Annotated in this window: 20 protein-coding genes and 1 tRNA gene; 5 read left to right on the forward strand and 16 right to left on the reverse strand. The window is 64.0% G+C overall.

Features of this window, described 5'->3' with window-relative positions:
- Positions 1-51: 51 nt before the first annotated feature.
- The 3 genes from GWG67_RS05115 to GWG67_RS05125 form a co-directional block, all read right to left on the reverse strand.
- Positions 52-798: a hypothetical protein gene (locus tag GWG67_RS05115; RefSeq protein WP_275168051.1), complete on the reverse strand. Its 747-nt coding sequence runs from the start codon at positions 796-798 to the stop codon at positions 52-54.
- A gap of 97 nt (positions 799-895) precedes the next feature.
- Positions 896-1,768, reverse strand: a complete 873-nt coding sequence (locus tag GWG67_RS05120; RefSeq protein WP_275168052.1) for a DMT family transporter — start codon at positions 1,766-1,768, stop codon at positions 896-898.
- Between the two features lie 101 nt (positions 1,769-1,869).
- Positions 1,870-2,316 carry a hypothetical protein gene (locus GWG67_RS05125; RefSeq protein WP_275168053.1) on the reverse strand — a complete coding sequence of 149 codons (447 nt, stop codon included), beginning with the start codon at positions 2,314-2,316 and terminating at the stop codon, positions 1,870-1,872.
- 289 nt (positions 2,317-2,605) lie between these two features.
- Between GWG67_RS05125 and GWG67_RS05130 the strand changes: the two genes are divergently transcribed.
- Entirely contained in the window at positions 2,606-2,869 is a 264-nt protein-coding gene (locus tag GWG67_RS05130; protein WP_275168054.1) for a hypothetical protein, read from the forward strand.
- A gap of 29 nt (positions 2,870-2,898) precedes the next feature.
- Here the strand turns inward: GWG67_RS05130 and GWG67_RS05135 are convergent, their stop codons facing one another.
- Positions 2,899-3,360, reverse strand: coding sequence for a host attachment protein (locus tag GWG67_RS05135; RefSeq protein ID WP_275168055.1), 462 nt, complete (start codon positions 3,358-3,360; stop codon positions 2,899-2,901).
- A gap of 314 nt (positions 3,361-3,674) precedes the next feature.
- On the opposite strand from GWG67_RS05135, the gene GWG67_RS05140 reads away from it, so the two are divergent.
- Positions 3,675-3,944, forward strand: coding sequence for a hypothetical protein (locus tag GWG67_RS05140; protein ID WP_275168056.1), 270 nt, complete (start codon positions 3,675-3,677; stop codon positions 3,942-3,944).
- A gap of 439 nt (positions 3,945-4,383) precedes the next feature.
- Complete coding sequence (locus GWG67_RS05145; protein WP_275168057.1) at positions 4,384-5,349, forward strand: helix-turn-helix domain-containing protein; 966 nt, start codon at positions 4,384-4,386, stop codon at positions 5,347-5,349.
- Positions 5,350-5,415: 66 nt separating this feature from the next.
- On the opposite strand, the gene GWG67_RS05150 is transcribed toward GWG67_RS05145, so the two are convergent.
- The 3 genes from GWG67_RS05150 to GWG67_RS05160 form a co-directional block, all read right to left on the reverse strand.
- Positions 5,416-5,492, reverse strand: a tRNA-Arg gene (locus GWG67_RS05150).
- A 151-nt stretch (positions 5,493-5,643) separates the two neighbouring features.
- Positions 5,644-6,183: a hypothetical protein gene (locus tag GWG67_RS05155; protein ID WP_275168058.1), complete on the reverse strand. Its 540-nt coding sequence runs from the start codon at positions 6,181-6,183 to the stop codon at positions 5,644-5,646.
- A 160-nt stretch (positions 6,184-6,343) separates the two neighbouring features.
- Positions 6,344-6,913 (reverse strand): hypothetical protein, encoded by a 570-nt coding sequence (locus tag GWG67_RS05160; RefSeq protein WP_275168405.1) that lies wholly within the window; start codon positions 6,911-6,913, stop codon positions 6,344-6,346.
- 178 nt (positions 6,914-7,091) lie between these two features.
- Between GWG67_RS05160 and GWG67_RS05165 the strand changes: the two genes are divergently transcribed.
- The gene (locus GWG67_RS05165; protein ID WP_275168059.1) at positions 7,092-7,475 is read left to right on the forward strand and encodes a VOC family protein; all 384 of its coding nucleotides are present in this window, start codon (positions 7,092-7,094) and stop codon (positions 7,473-7,475) included.
- A gap of 49 nt (positions 7,476-7,524) precedes the next feature.
- On the opposite strand, the gene GWG67_RS05170 is transcribed toward GWG67_RS05165, so the two are convergent.
- Entirely contained in the window at positions 7,525-8,022 is a 498-nt protein-coding gene (locus GWG67_RS05170) for a hypothetical protein (RefSeq protein WP_275168061.1), read from the reverse strand.
- A 257-nt stretch (positions 8,023-8,279) separates the two neighbouring features.
- Here GWG67_RS05170 and GWG67_RS05175 point away from each other — a divergent pair, with 257 nt between their 5' ends.
- Positions 8,280-8,630: a GrlR family regulatory protein gene (locus tag GWG67_RS05175; protein ID WP_007603093.1), complete on the forward strand. Its 351-nt coding sequence runs from the start codon at positions 8,280-8,282 to the stop codon at positions 8,628-8,630.
- 102 nt (positions 8,631-8,732) lie between these two features.
- On the opposite strand, the gene GWG67_RS05180 is transcribed toward GWG67_RS05175, so the two are convergent.
- The 8 genes from GWG67_RS05180 to GWG67_RS05215 form a co-directional block, all read right to left on the reverse strand.
- Positions 8,733-11,420 carry a PAS domain S-box protein gene (locus tag GWG67_RS05180; RefSeq protein WP_275168063.1) on the reverse strand — a complete coding sequence of 896 codons (2,688 nt, stop codon included), beginning with the start codon at positions 11,418-11,420 and terminating at the stop codon, positions 8,733-8,735.
- A gap of 125 nt (positions 11,421-11,545) precedes the next feature.
- On the reverse strand, positions 11,546-12,460 hold the full coding sequence (locus GWG67_RS05185; RefSeq protein ID WP_275168064.1) for a DMT family transporter: 915 nt from the start codon (positions 12,458-12,460) through the stop codon (positions 11,546-11,548).
- Between the two features lie 80 nt (positions 12,461-12,540).
- A complete protein-coding gene (locus tag GWG67_RS05190) occupies positions 12,541-13,341 on the reverse strand; it encodes an NUDIX hydrolase (protein WP_275168066.1) in 801 nt (266 codons plus the stop codon).
- Between the two features lie 4 nt (positions 13,342-13,345).
- Positions 13,346-14,299 carry a dihydrodipicolinate synthase family protein gene (locus tag GWG67_RS05195; protein ID WP_275168067.1) on the reverse strand — a complete coding sequence of 318 codons (954 nt, stop codon included), beginning with the start codon at positions 14,297-14,299 and terminating at the stop codon, positions 13,346-13,348.
- Between the two features lie 107 nt (positions 14,300-14,406).
- Entirely contained in the window at positions 14,407-15,285 is an 879-nt protein-coding gene (locus GWG67_RS05200; protein WP_275168068.1) for an SDR family oxidoreductase, read from the reverse strand.
- A gap of 149 nt (positions 15,286-15,434) precedes the next feature.
- Complete coding sequence (locus GWG67_RS05205; RefSeq protein WP_007603085.1) at positions 15,435-16,295, reverse strand: MaoC family dehydratase; 861 nt, start codon at positions 16,293-16,295, stop codon at positions 15,435-15,437.
- A gap of 214 nt (positions 16,296-16,509) precedes the next feature.
- A complete protein-coding gene (locus tag GWG67_RS05210; RefSeq protein WP_275168069.1) occupies positions 16,510-16,899 on the reverse strand; it encodes a Zn-ribbon domain-containing OB-fold protein in 390 nt (129 codons plus the stop codon).
- The gene (locus tag GWG67_RS05215; protein WP_085360843.1) at positions 16,899-18,056 is read right to left on the reverse strand and encodes a thiolase domain-containing protein; all 1,158 of its coding nucleotides are present in this window, start codon (positions 18,054-18,056) and stop codon (positions 16,899-16,901) included. Before GWG67_RS05215 ends, GWG67_RS05210 begins: the two co-directional genes overlap by 1 nt.
- Between the last annotated feature and the right edge of the window lie 306 nt (positions 18,057-18,362).

Genomic DNA, 18,362 nt, shown 5'->3' on the forward strand with positions numbered 1-18,362 from the left:
CAAAGCCCAAGTCTCCGGGTGCGGACGCGCCCGGAGACCTCGCCGCGCCCCCTATCCTCGCCGTTTGGCTGCACGCCGGCCCGGATGATGCTCGCCTTGCGGATCGCGGAATTCGCTGCGATGACCGCGCCGGTCCTCGGCGTTGAAGCGCCGCCGCTTCTCAGGTGAGCCGAACTGCTTGATCAATCTCCTGCCGTTCACCTTCTTGATGACGTAGCCGCCCTCGGTCATCGAGAACGGCTCCTTGAGCGATCCCATGTGGTCGAACTTCGTGCCCCGGGGATGCTTGAAGGGTTCGAACCAGGAGGGATAGACGAAGTTCGACATCGGGAAGCCGTTGACGACGAAGGCGTCCTCTTCGACCGCGTCGCAAACCTCGTAGGCATATTGGGTGTGCCGGGTCTTGTCGGCCCACAGATTGGCCATGGGGTCGAGCACCATCTCGAACAGCTCATGCGAGGCTGCCAGACTGACCGGATCGTCCTCGGCCAGCGCCTTGAGGAAGATCTTCGAGATCGGCTGTCCCCGATGCGTCAATTCATGCCGCCCGAGGAAATTTTCGTGGGTCGCATCGTCGAAATAGACCAGCTGCCAGTCGGTGGGCTTCGGCTTGCGGGTGACGTCGAGATCGACGGGATAACCCCAGACCGGCAGGAAGTGCTCGTCATAGCATTTCTGCAGCGCGGCCGTGAGCCGCGCCATCATCCGCTCGCTCATCATCTCCTCTGCGTAATTGATGCAGGCAATCCGGACCGGCTTCAGGGATCTGGCGAGCAGTGCACGACGCGCCTTCTTCATGGAAATCACCGTGTGAAAGGGAGGCTGAAATGCCCCAAACCTAACACGAACGCACCCGCACGTCAGGGATGTATTCCGGGGATCCGGCCCGCCGGTCCTAGAAGCGTCGGTTGACCACGAACACCGCGGCCGCGCACATCACCATGCCCGCGATCGCCAGCGCATCGAGCTTCTCTCCGAACAGCAGATAAGCCATCAGCGCCGTCACGGCGGGCACCAGATAGAACAGGCTGGCGACAGATGTGGCGGCGGCATGGCGGATCAGCCAGTACAGCAGCCCGATCGAACCGATCGAAAGCGCCACGGCGAGCCAGGCCAGCGCAAGCATGAACTCGCGCGTCCAGTGCACCACGCGGTCCTCGAACAGGAAGGCGCCGATCGCGAAGAAGATCGTGACGGATACGTACTGCACGAGATTGCCGGCGCGCCAGTCGATCTGGTTGCAGTAGCGGCGCTGATAGAGCGTGCCGAGCGTGATGCTGATCAGCGAGACCACGGAGGCGAGCCAGCCGAGCCCGGCTTCGCCAGTCATGGGACGGCCGTGCAGGATCAGCACCACGCCGCCGAGGCCAAGCACGAGCCCCGCCCATTGCACTGGCGTCACCTTCTCCCCGAGCCAGCGGTTGGCGATGGTCGAGGTCAGAATCGGCTGAAGGCCCGGAATGAGCGCGGAGAGCCCGGCCGGAACCGAGTGCGCGATCGCGATTGCGGTGCCGCCGAGATAGAAGCCATGGACGAGGATGCCGGCGACCGCGCTGTGCGCGATGCCGATACGGTCCGGCCATTTCGGTCGCGCAATCGCCACGATGATTGCCATCAGACCGACCACGAACGCCATGCGGATGGCGAGGTAGGTCAAGGGGTCGGCATTGTTGACGACGTATTTCGTGCCGATGAAGCCGGTGCTCCAGAGCAGGACGAACAGGATCGGCGCGGCGCGGGCGGCCAGGGCTTCTTGATTTTGGTTCATTGCCGCCCTCATTGCCCCACCGGGGGCCAATGCGGCAATGCGAATTTGGACCAATTTTGTCCGAGCGATGCTGCCCTGCGACGGAGCGACGGCTCAGCCGCTCACCATTCGTCCGGACAGGGATCGATGATCTTCCAGAGCTCGACGCCGTTCTTGATCTTTTTCATGTCGGTGGTGAGCCCGCCATTGCGGCGGATCCAGTCCTTCACCTTGTCGGGGTAATAGGCCATAAGGTCGGACGTCCCCTCCGCGCTGGTGACCTTGATGCCGAAGGTGAAGGCCTTGTCGTAGTAGGCTTGGTGGAAGCCGAGGCTGGCACGCGGCGTCACGCAGATCTTGTTCATCGGCACGATGCCGAGCACCAGGGTGCAGGCCGAGTTGCAGATGCCGTCGATGATGACGCGCTCGCCCTTCTCGCGGACGCGCTTGTACTTGGCCTTGTACTCCTCGACATAGCCGCCGTGGTCGCGGGTGATGTGCAGCTCCGCCCGCGCCGGCGAGGCGGCGACGACTGAGAGCAACAGCAGACTCAGAAGCGTGATGCGCATGGTGAGGTGACGGCGAAAGCCTTCAGGAATGGACCGGCCTATGGACCCCAAAAAGCCGGCAACAGGAGTCTTATGCTAATTCTCTTTGGTCACACTTGTGTGGGGAATTCGTTAAGCATCTCGAAAAGGCCAAAAATGGGCAAGTCTGGACCACAGAACCGGCAATTCTGTCACACCCACTTGGGAATCTGCGGGATTGGCCCCGATTTCCGGGCTTCGGACGGGTGTTCCGGCCCCCCGAAGTGGCTATAAACGGGTGTCCTATTCGTGCGGGTTCCGGAGATTCGAGATGAGCAAGTTGAAGCTTGTAGCCGCGATTGCTGCCCTGTCGGCCGCAATCCTTGTCCCTGGCCTCGCAGAGGCGCGTGGACATCACCGGTACCACCGCCACTACACGAACCCGCTGCCCTACCCGATCAGCTATCTGCACAATTACGGGCCCGGCATGACTCCCGGGACGTTCGCCTTTTACGACGGCCCGTCGACCAACCATTGCTACCAGAGCGCAGCCGCCTATGTCGGCCAGGACCGCCGCCGGCACCCCTGCTACTGAGGGGCGCAGGCGTATTCTCTGCGGGGGCCCTATTTGACGGCGCCCGACAGCAGCAATTGCTTCTCGATCTCGTAGACCGGCTGTTTGACGAGGTCCTTGCCGACCTCGCCCTGGAGTGCCTTGCGCACTACGTCCGAATAGTCGGCGCGGATCATCCCAAGCGCGCGCGGCGAGGCCACCATGGTCAAGGCCGAGGTCTCGCCTGAGCTGACGGCGGCATCGAGCCGTCCGGCGAGGCCGCGCAGGAAGGCGCGCTCGGCCTCGTCATGCCAATCAGTCTGCTCCACCGAGCTGCGCGTGCTGCCGGCCGCGCCATGGAGCCTGCCGGGAGCGTCGGTCCCTTGCGCACCGGTCGAGGGATTAGGCTGCTCGTGCACCTCCCTGGTATGGAGGTTCGGAAACATCTCGTCGCCGAGGTTTTCCAAAATGAGCGCCTTGCGCCCGTCGCACACGACCAGCCAGTCACCCTTGTCGATTCTCATTTTGTCCATTTGCACAGCTCCAAAGCGACCTCGCGAGCCTGCTCTTCGAATTGCTCGAAAGGCTGGCACGACGCCAAGCTTAGGGACGAAGCCGCACCGCTGAATTGCGCGGGATCAAGGATGGCGGCAATGTCCTGCGGGGACGCAAACGCAAGCGCAGCATTGGTCAAGAGCTCGAACCTGGGATAGTTTCCCGGAGCCAAAGGTCAGGCCCGCGGCGGGCTGGCTGAAGACCTGTTCATCAGCATTACATTTCGGTCTCGCCACAATTTGATCAGAACAAACTTCGATATCCCTGTATTGCGTAAGCGGAGAAAGACATCATGAAGCTTAGAATTGGCCTCGTCGCCGCGTCCCTGTTGGGTGCGTTGGTCGCATCGGCGGCGTCCGCCATGCCCATCGCGCCTGCTCCTGCGACGCCGCAGGTCTCGGACGTCGAGCAGGTCCGCATGGTCTGTGACGCCTGGGGACGCTGTTTCTGGCGCCCGAACTACTATGGATACTACGGGCCGCGGCCCTACTATGGTCCCCGATATGCACCGCGCTTTTATGGTGGTCCTCGCTATTACGGACCACGCTACCGCCGCTGGTGATTTTAAGGGGGCCCTCCGGGGCCCCCTTCGCTTTTGCGAGATCAAGGATGTTGATCTGGAGGCATTCCAAAACTGATCTAGATCAAAGACGAAATCCGCCACGCCGTCATTCTCCGACGATGGTCGATTTGATCGTTTTTCGATGTCCCCAGACGGGCATGAATGTGCAGACACATCTCGAGAAGCAACAGAGACAGGAGGCGCAGAGCTTTGCCTCCTTCGCCTGTCCTGCCTGTACGCGGCTGCATTTCATCGACCTCGCCTCCGGCCAGCCGATGACGCGAGACCGTTGACGACGACATCGATCCGCCGGGCTTTATGCGATGATGTCCGCAATACTACGGCCCGGAATCCGGTTTACTGAAGCGCGATGTTTCGCCATTGATGGCGATGTACTGACGTTCATTTGATTGTCACATTGCGGCAGCCGGCCACACCCATGTTGTTCGACGCCCTCGCCCCATCCTCGGCGCTTCAATTGATCGGCTTTGCCGACGTCGATGCGTTTCGGCCGATCGAGTCGATGGAGGATGCGAGAAGCATTCCGCTCGATGTCCAGAATTTCGCGGCGGCTCGCGCTGTCGTCTCCCTGCCCGGCTGCCGCATCGTCATGATGCGCTCGTTCGCGCGCATCCTCGACGCCGCCTATCGGATGCCCGGCGGGATGGTGATCCTGCCCATGACGGACGACCTTCAGGTCAATTCCAAGGGCATGGAGCTGGACGCGCGCTTCTTCATCGCGCTCCGCGGCAGCGATGAATGCCATTTCGTCGAGCGCCGGACCAATCATCATGCGATGATCATCTTCTCGCCTGGCCTGAGTGACCGGGGCTGGTTCGATCAGGTGGACGATTTGCGGGCCTTTGGCGCGAACCGCCCCGCTTTGCTCCACATACGCCAGCTCCTGCTCGACATTCTGCGAACCGCGTCGGTGCAGCCGGCCCTGTTCGAAACGACCGAGGTCGCCGCCCATCTCCAGGAAGGTCTGCTGCTTGCGCTCGACGATCTGTTTTGCATCGATCCGCTCTCAGACCGGAGTGCCTCCGTCCAGGGCGAGCGGTCGATCAAACTCGTGCAGCGGATCGACGATTACGTCGCGACACATCCGACTGCTCCGATCTATACAGCCGATCTCGCCGGCGAGTTCGGCGTCTCGATCCGGACGCTCGGCGGCGCCGTCAGCAAGGTGCGCGGCATGAGCTTGCACCAGTACATTCGCCTGAAAAAATTGTGGGCCACCCGGTCTCGCCTTCTCAAAGGCGGCGGCGCCACCGTCACCACATGCGCGCGCGCCCAAGGCTTTCACCATTTGGGGGAGTTTGCCGCAGCTTACCGCGCGACCTTCCACGAAGCGCCGTCCGACACGCTGGCGCGGGGCCGGCAAGCCGGTCCGACGGCAGGCTGACCAGGCAGGCCGCTGCGGCGGTGGTTGTTGTTGTTGTCAGCGCCCTCTTCCGAACATATCCGGAATTGGCGCGCTCGGAGAGATTCGAACTCCCGACCCTCGGAATCGAAATCCGATGCTCTATCCAGCTGAGCTACGAGCGCCCTGGGCCCGACATTGGGCCGCAGCCGAGACGCCCCAGTTCGCTGCTGGCGGGCAGCAGGCCGGATGACGTTCGGATGGGTTCGAATTAGCAGAGAGGCCCGCCAATAAAAAGCCCTTCCCGCCCCGATTCGAGACGGGGCAGACCCGCTCTTACCAGGTGCTATCGAAGAAGCCGAAATGCGGCTGCTGCGCCATCACCATCATCGGCCGCCCTTGCTGCGGCACCGGATGCGCTCTGGCGACCTTGCGCTTGGGCTGCTGCGCTGGGGTCTGAAGTGGCTGGGCCTGAGGAGTCTGGGCCTGGGCCTGCGCCTGAACTTGCGTCTTGGCTTCGGCCTTCTTGACCGCAGCGGCATCAGCCTTCGCGGCCGGCGTGAATTGAGCGAAAGTCTCGCGGACCCGCGCCTTGGCTGTAATCTCGGCCAAGGCCGGCGACATACCCTCCACGGGCGGCTGGGGAGCCGCGGCGGCGGCGATCTTCACCGCAGGGGCGGCAAGCGGCGGCTGAGTGGTGTCGAGCACGACGCGCTCCGGCAGGTGGCGATCGGACCGGATCCGGATCAACGGCTGTTCGTTGCTTGCGGTTGCAACCGCCTGCGTCACAGGCGAAGTCGGCAGAACGTGGTTCGCCGCGAGCAGCAGTGCGAGCAAGGCTCCACCGACAAAAATGAAATACCGAAGGATAGGCATTGGCCGCGCTCCGCCCGCCGCATCCCCGCGTGGGCTCTCCGCCTCAACAGGCGATCATTTAATTGGTTCCTGCCCCAGCCATTCGGTTCAAATGGCGACGGCAAGTTTTTTGGCCAAGGCCCCAGGACAGTAACTTTTCCGCTACCGAAAAATGCCGGCCTTAGGTCCGACGTGCTGCCACAAGCGAACACTTCGCCTGATCGGCATTCACATTGACGAAGCCGACAGGAATGCGCGCAAAAGTCTTGCGGCTCTTCATGTTAACCGTATCCGCCAGAACGCGGCTGCGGTCAGTGAGATGACTGCCATCGCGCCGCGCAAAAGCACAGGCGATCTCGACATCCTTTACGGCATAGTCGTTGTCGTTGCGCAGCGTGAACGTCACCAGCGCCTTCGAGCCAAGGCCGCCGCGGCGCCAGGTCTGCGATGAAATCCTGATCCGACCGAGTTCAGCCATTGTCGGAATCTGAGCTTCGGATGGCGACGACACGACGGCCTCGTCGCCCGAAGGCGCCGTCTCGACCGCTGCCACGTCAGACCTCACCGGTTCGGCACTGTTGCCTCTGGAGAGAGGGAGCAGCATCCAGACGCCGCAACCGACGATGATGGCCGCCAACAGCCACAGCAGGCCTCGCCCAAATGAAACGCTCGCGATCGTCACCGCCCGCGCCAGTCGTTCGCCGGTCCCGGCGAAACGCCCTAACCCGATGCGGTCAAACCGAGCGTTCATGGTTGCCTCACCGATCGCGGCGGAAGCACGTTCGACAACGAATTCGGCCACTGCTTACCTTAATCGGGAAGACGAACTAAGGTTCCCGCGCAGCTTTCGAGTGGCAAGAGCGGTGGCGGTCACCGGCCGAGGCCGCTAACATGCGCTGCAACATCAAGACCCGTCGGGAGAACATGAAATGCCAGTCGTCACTTGGGATCACGTCCATCTGCGCAGCCCTGATCCAGAGGCCACGGCGGCCTGGTTGCGGGACATCCTCGGTGGCGAGATCGTGCAAGCGCCCGGACGGATCGACGTGAATCTTGGAGGCGCAAGGATCTTCATTGCGCCACTCGAAGGCGACAACGCGGTCAACCCGCCGCCGTCGCACCCGCATCAGGGCCTCGACCATTTCGGTCTCACGGTGAAGGACATCGACGCCGTCGCCGCCGAGATCAAGGCCAAGGGCGTCACCTTCACGCGCGAACCGACCACGATCCGCCCCGGCGTGCGCATCTGCTTCATCCGCGGCCCCGAAGGCATCTCCATCGAGCTGCTCGAGCGCGACAAGAAATATACCTGACACGGCGCGCGCCGCATCGGCTCACCGGTCGTCGTGCCGCCCGGAGCGCCTAAGTCATGCTGCCGGGCATGAAGCAGCGGATGGCGACGCCCATGTAGCCGTAGATCGGCCAGACCATGGTGCGTCCCACCCGGTTCGGCTCCGAGATCACGGCCTCCTCGGGCACCTCGACCCAGACGAGCTCCTGCGGTCGGCCGTCGATCACGTAGCCATAGCGTGGAACACGGACCCGATAGTGCCCGTCCTTGCTGTCCCAGTCGGTGTCCGAGAGCGCCGAGCCGTCTGCATCGGAGCAGCAAGGCCCCTTGCCGCTTCGCAGGCCGTCGAACCAGGCCTTCAATTCGGCATTGGTGTTGACGAACTGGCCGCGGTCGCGCGCGTGCCCGAAGGGGGCTGCGAGTGCGATCAGGGTCAGGGCGCAAGCGAGGCTCGCCACGCTTCGCCAGCGTGCCGCGCCGCCAATCCGCCGTTGTCGTGTTTCGCAAATCGTGGGACGCACACTGTACAGACGCGGCTTCTCGCCGCCGGAATCGATCCAGTTGCTCACGTTTGTCTTGCTCCAGCACCCCGCGGCCAGTGCAACAATGGTTATGCATTTCGCGGGCCAACTTGATTCGCAACGACTGGCCTCGCTTCATGATCAGACCGTCATGGCGGCGTCATAGACAAGCCGGGACAACTACGGCTCACGGGCAGGCGCGCAAGCCCGGCGGCCAAACTCCCGCGTTGCGTGGGCGCATGCGCTTTGGCATAAATGCCCTACCGGTTACGCCATTGGGCGATGGCGGCCGGCCTCGGGACGTTATGAAGAACGGCCTCTATTCGATTCACGTGAACCTGCTCGATGGTCGGGTCGGCAAGGGCAGCGGCGTGATTCTTTTTCGCGACGGCAAGATTCTTGGCGGCGATGCCTACCTCTATTACACCGGCAGCTACACGGTGAAGGACAATACCTTCAAGGGCGAGGTGCTGGTCCAGCGTCACACCTCGCCGCGGGGTGACGACAATCCGCTGTTCGGCGGCCCTGCCGCGGTCGGCATCGGCGTCAGCGGCACCTTCACGGAGACGCGCGGGGACATGACGGGGACCGCGCTGGTCGGCAAGGCTAGCCAGATTTTCGGCGCAACGCTGCACAAGCTTGCAGAGGCCGACTAGAGCTTCGGTTCTGATTGAATCAGAATCTCAGCTCTCAATTGTTGTTATTTCGACGTTTTCTTCGCGCGAACCGGGCATCTACTTCGCTCGAAAACGCTCGGGCTATTCCGCGGCCTGCTCGAGTGGCGCGACTCGCGGCAGGATGATCTGGATACGTGTGCCGCCGCCCGGTTCGGAATCCAGATCGAGCCGTCCGCCAAGCCTGTTCGTGACGATGCTGTAGACGATGTGCAGCCCGAGGCCGGTGCCGCCCTGGTCGCGGCGCGTCGTGAAGAACGGATCGAAGGCACGGCGGCGGACGTCGAGCGACATGCCGCAGCCATTGTCGGAGAAGATGATCTCGACATTGTCCTTGCCGGACTCGCGCACCTGGATGTCGATGGTCCCCGGCCGGCCGTCCGGGAAGGCGTGCGCCACCGCGTTGAGAAACAGATTGGTCAGGACCTGGCCGTACGGTCCGGGATAGCTGTTCATGGTCAGATCGGGCTGGCACTCGACATTGAGCGTCAGATTGTGCTTTCGCAGGCCGGGCCGCAGACTCATCACCACCTGCTCGGTGAGGTCACCGAGATCGAAGCTGCGCTGGTCCGAATAGTTGCGGTCGGCGGCGACTTGCTTGAACGATTGGATCAGCTCGGCGGCGCGATTGAGATTGGAGACGAGCTGCGAGGACGCGTCGCGGCTGGTATGGAGAAAGTCGTTGAGCGTGGAGCGGCGCAACTCGCCCCGCTCGACCTCGGCGGTGAACATCGCGGTCTTGCGCTCCAGCGCGGAGGCGACCGTGAGGCTGATGCCGACGGGATTGTTGACCTCGTGTGCGACGCCGGCGACGAGGCGCCCGAGCGCCGCCAGCTTCTCCGCCTCGATCAACGAGGCCTGGGTCTCGCGCAGATTGCGCAGCGCGGTCTCGGCGGATTCCTTGGCTTTCCGCATCTCCTGCTCGCCGCGCTTGCGCTCGCCGATATCGAGCGCCACGGTGACGATCCGCTCGATCTCGCCTTCTGCATCGAGCAGCGGCAGCTTGTTGACGAGCCATTGCCGCATGTGGCCGGAAGAATCAATGTACTCCTCTTCGTAGAAGCCGAGACCTTTTCGCAGCGTCAGCACGCGCTTGTCGCTCTCGTCGGACTTGGCCGCGCCGTAGCGCGACATCAGGTCGGCCGTGGTGCGACCCAGTGCATCGCCGGGCTCGATTCCGAAGATGCCGGCCATGTAACGGTTCATCAGCACGTAGCGCAGATCGCGATCCTTGACGTTGATGACCGCGGGCACGGTGTCGATGACCTGCTGGAGCAGGCGCCGCCCTTCGGCGATGGCGTCTTCGGCGCGCTTCTGGTCGGTGATGTCGCGCAGCGTGCCCTCGTAGCGGACGATGTTGCCCGCCTCGTCGCGGACGCCGGTGGCACTGTCGGACAGCCACAAGATGTCGCCGCCGCGCTGGCGCACCTGGTATTCGAACTCGCGCACCATGCCGTCGCGTGCCATCAGCCGCTGATATTCGACGCGTGCCTCGGGATTGACGTAGATGGTGTGGGCGATGTCGTTGATGCTGTCGATCAGCTGCTGCGGGCCATCGTAACCCATCATCCGCGCCAGCGCCGGATTGGCGTTGAGGAGGTCGCCGGCCGGCGTCGTGACATAGATGCCATCGACCGAGCCCTCGAACAGCTTCCGGTAGCTCTCTTCGGCAAGGCGCTGCTCGGTCAGTGCGCGCACCGCCGCCTCGCGCGCCGTGTCGGCCTCTTCCAGCGCGCGGCGGAACACTTCGGCCGCCCGCGCAATGTCGCCGATCTCATTATCGAGGTCGGCGGACGGGATCGAGGTGTTCTTCTCGCCGGCTGCGAGCGCGCGGATCGACCGCGCGATCTGGGCAAGAGGACGGACTGTCCGCCGCACCACGAAGCCGGCCGCGAGAATGCCGATCAGCACGCCGATGGTACCGAGCACGATGCTCTGCCAGCGCGCCTCCGTCAGCGTGCGGGCAAAGTCGCGCGACAGCACGTGGCCGCGCCGGGCGCTGACCTCGCGCAGCAATTCGGTGACGCGGCCGATCAGCCGGCCCTCGGTTCCCAGTACTTCGCGGTCGATGTCGGCGATCTGCCGTTCCCGGACAGCGACCGCGATGATAGCCTCGGCGTAATCGTTGACGGCCGATCTGAGCTTCGGATCAGCGATCCCCATCGCCCACATGCTCTGCGCCGCCTGCTCGGCCGCGGACGGGTTGCGCGCAAGCAAACCGAGCGCGATCCGGCTCTGCGCTTCCGACAGGCGGGATGCCAGTTCTCGGTCCCCGGTGCCGGAGACAGCCGCATCGAACTGGTCGCGGAGCGGCGGCAGGCCGGCAAGTAGCTGGGCGCGGCGGTCGATCAAGGTCGAGATCCGCTCCAGCCCGCTGCGATAGGTCGCAAGCCGCTCGCTGACCCCGTCGATCATATCCTGCTGCTCGGGCACGAGCTCGATGCGGGTCTTCTTCAGGATGTCACTGAGCGTCGAGGCCGCCTCGCCCACCTGCTTGAACTGGATTCCGGCGCCGGGATCGGTGACGAAGTCGCGCGCGGCGAGCCGCAGCTCGTTCATGCGGCGGTCGATGTCCTCGGCGAGATCGCCGACGCTCTGCAGCCGCTGCAGCTCGGCAAAGGTCCTGTCGATGTGCCGGATCGCGATCACGCTCGCGGTCGAGGTGACGATGATCACCGCCAGCACCAGAAGGAAGCTGCCGAACGTGAGCTGGCCGATGGAGAGCGAGAATGTTCGCTTTTTCTCAGGGGTCGGCGTCAATTCGGCGGACATTGGTGATGTGAGGACCGGGCTATTGGAGCTCCCAATATACGACGTATTGCGGTCCCGGGGGAACATGCGTCTGGCCGCCGAATATCCTTAATATTAAAGCCCTGCCGCCCTCCCTGGCGCCGGTTTTACGACGTTTTGACGTCGGCCGGCCGCCGGGCCGGGATGGTCATGGCGGCGACGCCGAGGACGACGCAGGCAAGGCCGATCCAGGCGGTCCGGCTCAGGCCCTCGCCGAGGAAGGCGACGCTGATGGCAACCCCGATCGGCACGCGGAGATAGGCCTGCGCGGTGGTGCCGACCGAGCCCAGGGTCTGGATCAGGCGGAAATAGATCACGAAGGCCGCGGCGGTCGAGAAGGTCGCCAGCGCGAGCAGCGCCAGCACGGAACTCAGCGAGGGCGACAGCGTCCAGGGCTGCTCGACGATGAGCAAGGCCGGGATCAGCGCCGCCGCCCCCGCCAGCAGCGAGCCGGCCGCAGGCGCCATGGGATCGAGGCCCTTGAAGCTGCGACCGAAGATCGCGGCGCAGGCGTAGCAGATGGTGGCGGCAACGATGGCGGCCTCCGCGACGAGGCCGTTTCCGACATCATGGAAGGCATCGACGCCGACGATCAGCAGGATGCCGGCCATGCCGGCGACCACGCCGACCAGCTTTCGCGGTGTCGTCGCCTCGTGACGCGTCACAACGGCCGTGAGCAGGAAGGTGAAGATCGGGCCGGCCGAGTTGAGGATGGTCGCGAGCGCGGCGTCGACATGGCGCTCGCCCCAGGCGATCAACGTCCAGGGGATCACGCTGTTGAGCACGGCCTGGAAGGCGAAGCGTTGCCAGGTCGCGGCATCCGTCGGCATCCTGATGCCCCGCGCCCACATAATCGCGAGCAGCAGCAGGCCGGCAATCGTGGTGCGCGCTGCGATCAGCGTGATCGGCGGAATGGTGGCGACGCCGAGCTTGATGAAGGTGTAGGAGCCGCCCCAGAGCGTTGCGAGCGCGAGCAGCAGCGCCAGCTCGACGGCAATGTTGTTGTCCTGCCGGTTGTCCATGTCGCGCGCTCCGTCCCGTTGTCCGGGACGGAACCTAGCGCGTCTGCCCTCGCGGATACTTCGTTGTGTGTCGAACTGTCCTAGCCGACCGCCCCAACCTCGAACACTTCGCCGTCATAGCCGGCCTCGCGGGGGATGCGGAGCTGGCGGCCGGTGTCGGTCTTGGTCACGACAGGCATCACCGTCACGACAGACATGCCGCGGGCGTGCTCCAGCGCGGCGCTCACGCTCGACTGCTTGGCGAGCCGAATCAAATTGCGCGTGGTCGGGAACGGCAGCTTGAAGCGGCCGCTCTCGCCGCCCTCCACGGCCTCGCGCGGCGAGACCCAGATCGAATCGGTCGACTCCCGGCCGTCATGCGCGCCGAGCTGGTCGGGCGGTGCTGCCGCAAGGAAGAACCAGGTGTCGAAACGTTTTGGCATCCCCTCGGGCGTGATCCAGTGCGCGTAAGGCACCAGCGTATCGAGCGCGAGCTGGAGGCCGTTATCGGCCAGAATGCTCAGGAAGCTAACCTTGTGCTCGTTGAGCGCGACGCGATGCGCATCGGCGATCTCGCCGGCGCGCCTGGCGTCAACAGGCGTGCCCGAATCCTTCGACCGCGCCAGCAGGATGCCGCTTTCCTCAAAGGTCTCACGGATCGCAGCGATCCGAAACCCGCGGTCCGCTTCACTCAGGCCCTCGCCGCCCGAATACAGGTCGGAGCGCTTGACGATCTCCTGATCGCCGGCATCGACGCTGCCGCCGGGAAACACCAGCGCGCCCGAACTGAACTCGATCTGATGATGGCGGACCATCATGAAGACTTCAATTTCCTTCGCTGCTGCGCCGTCGCGCAGCAGGAGGATCGTCGACGCAGGGCGTGATGCTGTCGTCTCGGCCATTCGACTAACCTGCCGCGCTGGATTGCGGGCCGAGATTGGCGCGCTTGTCGACGCGGGCGACGCGCGACAGCAGGTACTCGACCTCTGCCTTCGCCGCCGGCGTGATGGTGGCGCCTGGCTTGCGCTGGACGCTGGAGGCGATGATGCCGCGCTTCTGCAGCACGTATTTGCGCACGGCAAGGCCCGCGCCAGGCTGCTGCTCGTAGCGGATCAGCGGCAGATGTGCGTCGAACAGATCATGGGCGGCGTCGCGCTTGCCTTCCTTCGAAAGTCGCACGACGTCGATCAGAAGCTCGGGGAAGGCATAGCCGGTCATGGCGCCGTCGGCGCCGCGCTCCATCTCAAAGTCCAGAAAGAGCCCGCCGTTGCCGCAGAGGATCGAGAGCGGCCGCAGCGAGCCGTCCTTCTGGAAATTGCGCAGCGTCGAGATCTTTTCCAGCCCCGGCCAGTCCTCGTGCTTGAGCATCACGCAGTTCGGATTGTCCATGACGATCTTGCGGATCACGGCGGGGGTGAACACCACCGACAAGGTCAGCGGATAGTCCTGGAGCACCCAGGGCACGTCGGGGCCGATGGCTTCGGCCGCCTGCTTGTAATAGCCGATGATCTGGTCGTCGGTCCGCAACGACGGCGGCGGCGCGATCATCACACCGGCCGCACCGGCCTCCATCGATGCCTTTGCCAGCGAGCGCATGGTGGCGAAACCCGGCGCGGAGACGCCGACGATCACCTGCATTTTCTTGGCGCGCTTGACGAAGCGTACCGCCACCTGTTCGGCCTCGGCGGCATCGAGCTTCGGCGCCTCGCCAAGAATGCCCAGCACCGTGACGCCGTCGCAGCCGACCTCCTCGTAGAAATCGGTCAGACGGTCGATCGAGCGCTCGTCGATCCGGCCGTCATCGTGGAACGGCGTCGGCGCGATTGCGAAGGTGCCCTTGGCGTCGGGGGTGAGTTTCATCTAGTCCTCTATCCTCTTGTTCGTCATTTCGGGACGATGCGTTAGCATCGAACCCGGAATCTCGAGGTCCCGGGTTCGCGCGCTGCGCGCCCCGGGACGACCATGGCCTAAAACCGCCGCGCCCCCATCTTGATCTGCTCTTCGGAGAAGAAGATCTCCTTGGCATGATCGGCGATGTCCTGGGCCTTCCAGCCCGTGTGCGGCGGCTTCCAGCCGTCCATTTCCATCATCCGCATTTCGCGCACGCCGCGGGGCCCGGACACGCCCAGCACCTTGCCGGTCTGGTCGCCCGACAAGTCGCTGACCATGTATAGCACGGCCGGCGCGATGCCGTCCGGCCCCAGCGCCGCACCGGGGTTCTCCTTATAGCGGGGCAGGTCTGCGGTCATGCGGGTCAACGCGCCCGGCGCAAGCGTCCAGATCCGGATGTTGTATTTGCGGCCCTCGATCGCCAGCACGTTGGACAGGCCCCAGATCCCGCCCTTGGCCGCGCCGTAATTGCTCTGGCCGAAATTGCCGATCAAGCCCGAGGTCGAGGAGGTGTTGACGATGACCCCGCCGCCGTTTTCCCGCATCCAGCGAAACACCGGCATGGTGCAACAAAAGGTGCCCTTCAGATGCACCTTGATGACCTTGTCCCAGTCAGACTCAGAGGCCTTGGCGAAGGTCTGGTCACGCAGAATGCCGGCATTGTTGACGAGGATGTCGGCGCGGCCGAAATGCTTGATGGCGTCGTCGAACACCGACTGGCCGCCTTCCATAGTGGAGATGTCGGCGCCGTTGGCGACCGCTTTGCCGCCTTCGGACTTGATCGCATCCACCACGAGCTGCGCCATCGATGTGTCGGCGCCGGAGCCGTCACGGGGACCGCCGAGGTCGTTGACGACGACGGAAGCCCCTTCCCGCGCGAACAGCTTTGCGTAGGCCTCACCGAGCCCCCCACCCGCGCCGGTGATCAGCGCAACCTTGCCGTCGAGTAGTCCCATGGTGGCGTCTCCCTTTGTTTTTTTGCTCCGTCATGGCCGGGCTTGTCCCGGCCATCCACGAACTTGGTCGCCAACCGCGCGGAAGAACGTGGATGCCCGGGACAAGCCCGGGCATGACGAGATAACTCAGAGCGCGTCGAGCGGCATCATCAACCCAGCACCGTCTTGCCGTTCTTGATCACGGTGACGCCGCGCGACTTCACCTTGGCTTCGAACGAGATCACGCTGCCGTCCTTCCAGAGGTCCATGGTCACGGTCTCGCCGGGATAGACTGGCGAGGAGAACCGCGCGACGTGCTGGCGGAAGGCGGAGGCGTCGTAGTCGGCATAGGTCTGGAGTACGCCGCGGCAAGTGATGCCGTAGGTGCACATGCCGTGCAGGATCGGGCGCGGGAAGCCGGCCTTCTTCGCGAATTCGGGATCGGAGTGCAGCGGGTTACGGTCGCCGCAGAGACGATAGACCAGCGCCTGGTCCGGGCGCGTCACGATGTCGATGGTCGTGTCGGGTGCGCGCGACGGGATCTTGTGCGGATCCGGCTGGGTCAGGTTCGGCCCGCCAAAGCCGCCGTCGCCGCGGGCGAAGCGCGAGGCGACCAAAGTTGCCAGCTTCTCGCCCTTCTCGTTCTTGAGCACGGTCTGGTGGCTGATGACGACGCCCTTGTCCTTGCCCTTGTCGTAGACTTCGACCACGGAGGAATCGGCGGTGATGTGTGCCGCCACCGGCAGCGGCTGGTGGAAGGTGATGTCGCGCTCGCCGTCGACCACCATCACACGGTTGAGGTTCATCTCGCCGGGACCCGCGCCCCACGCCGCGACGGATGCAAAAGTCGGCACCACCTTGAGCGGCCGCGGCGTCAGCGTGCCCTCGTTGACGAAAGCGAGCTCGTTCTCGTCCATCGGATCGGCGCCGAGCCCGATGCCGTAGGCGTAGAGCATCACTTCGCGATCGGTGTAGGCATATTTCTGGCCGAGGTTCTTGAGGCCTTTGAGTTCGTCGTATCTGGCGGACATTTTTGTTGTTTCCTCCCGGCAGCTTCAGCTGAGCGGCGCCCATTGTTGCGCCCTCTCCCCTTGTGGGAGAGGGCTACAAGGTGCCCGCAACAAACTCGTTTGGGTGAGGGGTTCGCTCCTCATCGAACAATCTCTCTGTGGAGAGATACCCCTCATCCGGCGCTTCGCGCCACCTTCCCCCACAAGGGGGGAAGGGAAGAACTCACCGCGCCTACTACGCCGGCGTAAAAAACGGCAGCGGCGCGCCATCGGTCGGCTTGAACACCACCTTCACCTTCTGGCCGATCTTCAACGTCGTCAAATCGCAATCGACGAAATTGGTCTGGAGCGACGGCCCCTCCTTCAGAGTGACGTAGCCGATCGCGTAGGGGCCGGTCGGCGACTTTCGCATCAGGCTGTAAGTGTAGATCGTGGCCTCGCCCGAAGACTCCTCCCACACCGTCTTGTCGGAGTAGCAGAACGGGCAGATCGCGCGCGGGAAGTAATGCGCTTCGCCGCAGGCGGTGCAGCGTTTGATCATGAACTTGCCCTGCTTGGCCGCGTCCCAGAACGCGGCGGTCTCGGGGTTCGTCACCGGGGCCGGATATTTCTTGGCTTCGCTCATCACACGCGCTCCAGAATGGCCGTCGAGGCGGCGTGGCGGACGCCGAGAAGCCCGCCGGTGCCGTGGGCGATGGCGAGATCGCAATTCTTGACCTGCACCTTCGGATGCGCCTCGCCGCGCAGTTGCCGCACGGCTTCGAGGATCTTGGTCATGCCGCCGCGGTTGACGGGATGGTTGCTGCAGAGACCACCGCCATCGGTGTTGAACGGCAGCTTGCCGACGCCCGAGATCAAATTGCCGTCGGCGACGAACTTGCCGCCCTCGCCCTTCTTGCAGAAGCCGAGGTCTTCGAGCTGCATCAGGACGGTGATGGTGAAGCTGTCGTAGATCGAGGCGTATTTGATGTCCTTCGGCGTGATGCCGGCCTCCTCGAACGCACGCGGGCCCGACCAGATGCCGGCGGAGTACGTGAGGTCGAGATCCTTGCCGCCGCGTGGCCCCTTCATCGCCTCGCCATGTCCGATCAGTTTGACCAGCGGCTTCTTCAGGCTTTTTGCGATCTCGGGCGTCGTCACGATCAGCGCGCCGCCGCCGTCGGAGACGACGCAGCAATCCATGCGATGCAAGGGATCGGAGATCATCGGGGAGTTCAGAACGTCCTCGACGGTGACGACGTCCTTGAGCATCGCGTGCGGATTGTATTGCGCGTGGTGCGAGGCCGCGACCTTGATCCAGGCGAGCTGCTCGCTGGTGGTGCCATAGTCGTGCATGTGGCGCATGGCACACATGCCGTAGGCATTGTGCGTAGTCGCGCCGTAAGCCGTCTCGAAATCGGCTTCCGCGCCGGCCGCGCGCGGCGGCATCGCGCCGGTGCGCGGCTTGCCGGCCAGCGTGATCAGCGCGATCGAGCACTTGCCCGCGGCGATGGCTTCAGCGGCGTGGCCGAGATGGATGATGTAAGAACAGCCACCGGTCTCGGTGGAATCGACATGACGGAGCTTTTTGGTGTTCAGCCCGAGATAATCGACCATCGGCCAGGCGCCGCCCGGGGCATCGCCCGCGCAGAAATAGCCGTCGACATCGTCCTTGCTGAGCCCGGCATCCTCGATCGCGCCCTTGGCGACTTCGGCATGGAGCTGCGCGGTGGATTTGTCCGGCGCATGCCGGGTCGGGTGTTCGTAGATCCCGGCAATGTAGGCCTTGCCCTTGATGGTCAAATAAGGTCTCCGCTGGCGTTTCTCACTTCCGGTTTTTTCTGAACCGCTGCTGCCCTGTTGGCAAGCGCGGAAATATTCCGCCGGGCGAGAGGGCAGCGCGTTGGCGCAAATCGCCGAGGTGCGGCGGGAGGGCCTCTGCTGCCGGATCGTCCTTGCGAGCGCAGCGAAGCAATCCAGGAATCTTTCCGCGGACGCTTTCTGGATTGCTTCGCTGCGCTCGCAATGACGGGAACGACGGGCAGAACCCTAAAGGTGTTTTGCCCGACGGCACAAGCGGTTTCGTTTTATCGAAAAACCCTTTTCCGC

Source organism: Bradyrhizobium sp. CSS354, from assembly GCF_029051725.1.
In the GTDB taxonomy this organism is placed as follows: Bacteria; Pseudomonadota; Alphaproteobacteria; order Rhizobiales; family Xanthobacteraceae; genus Bradyrhizobium.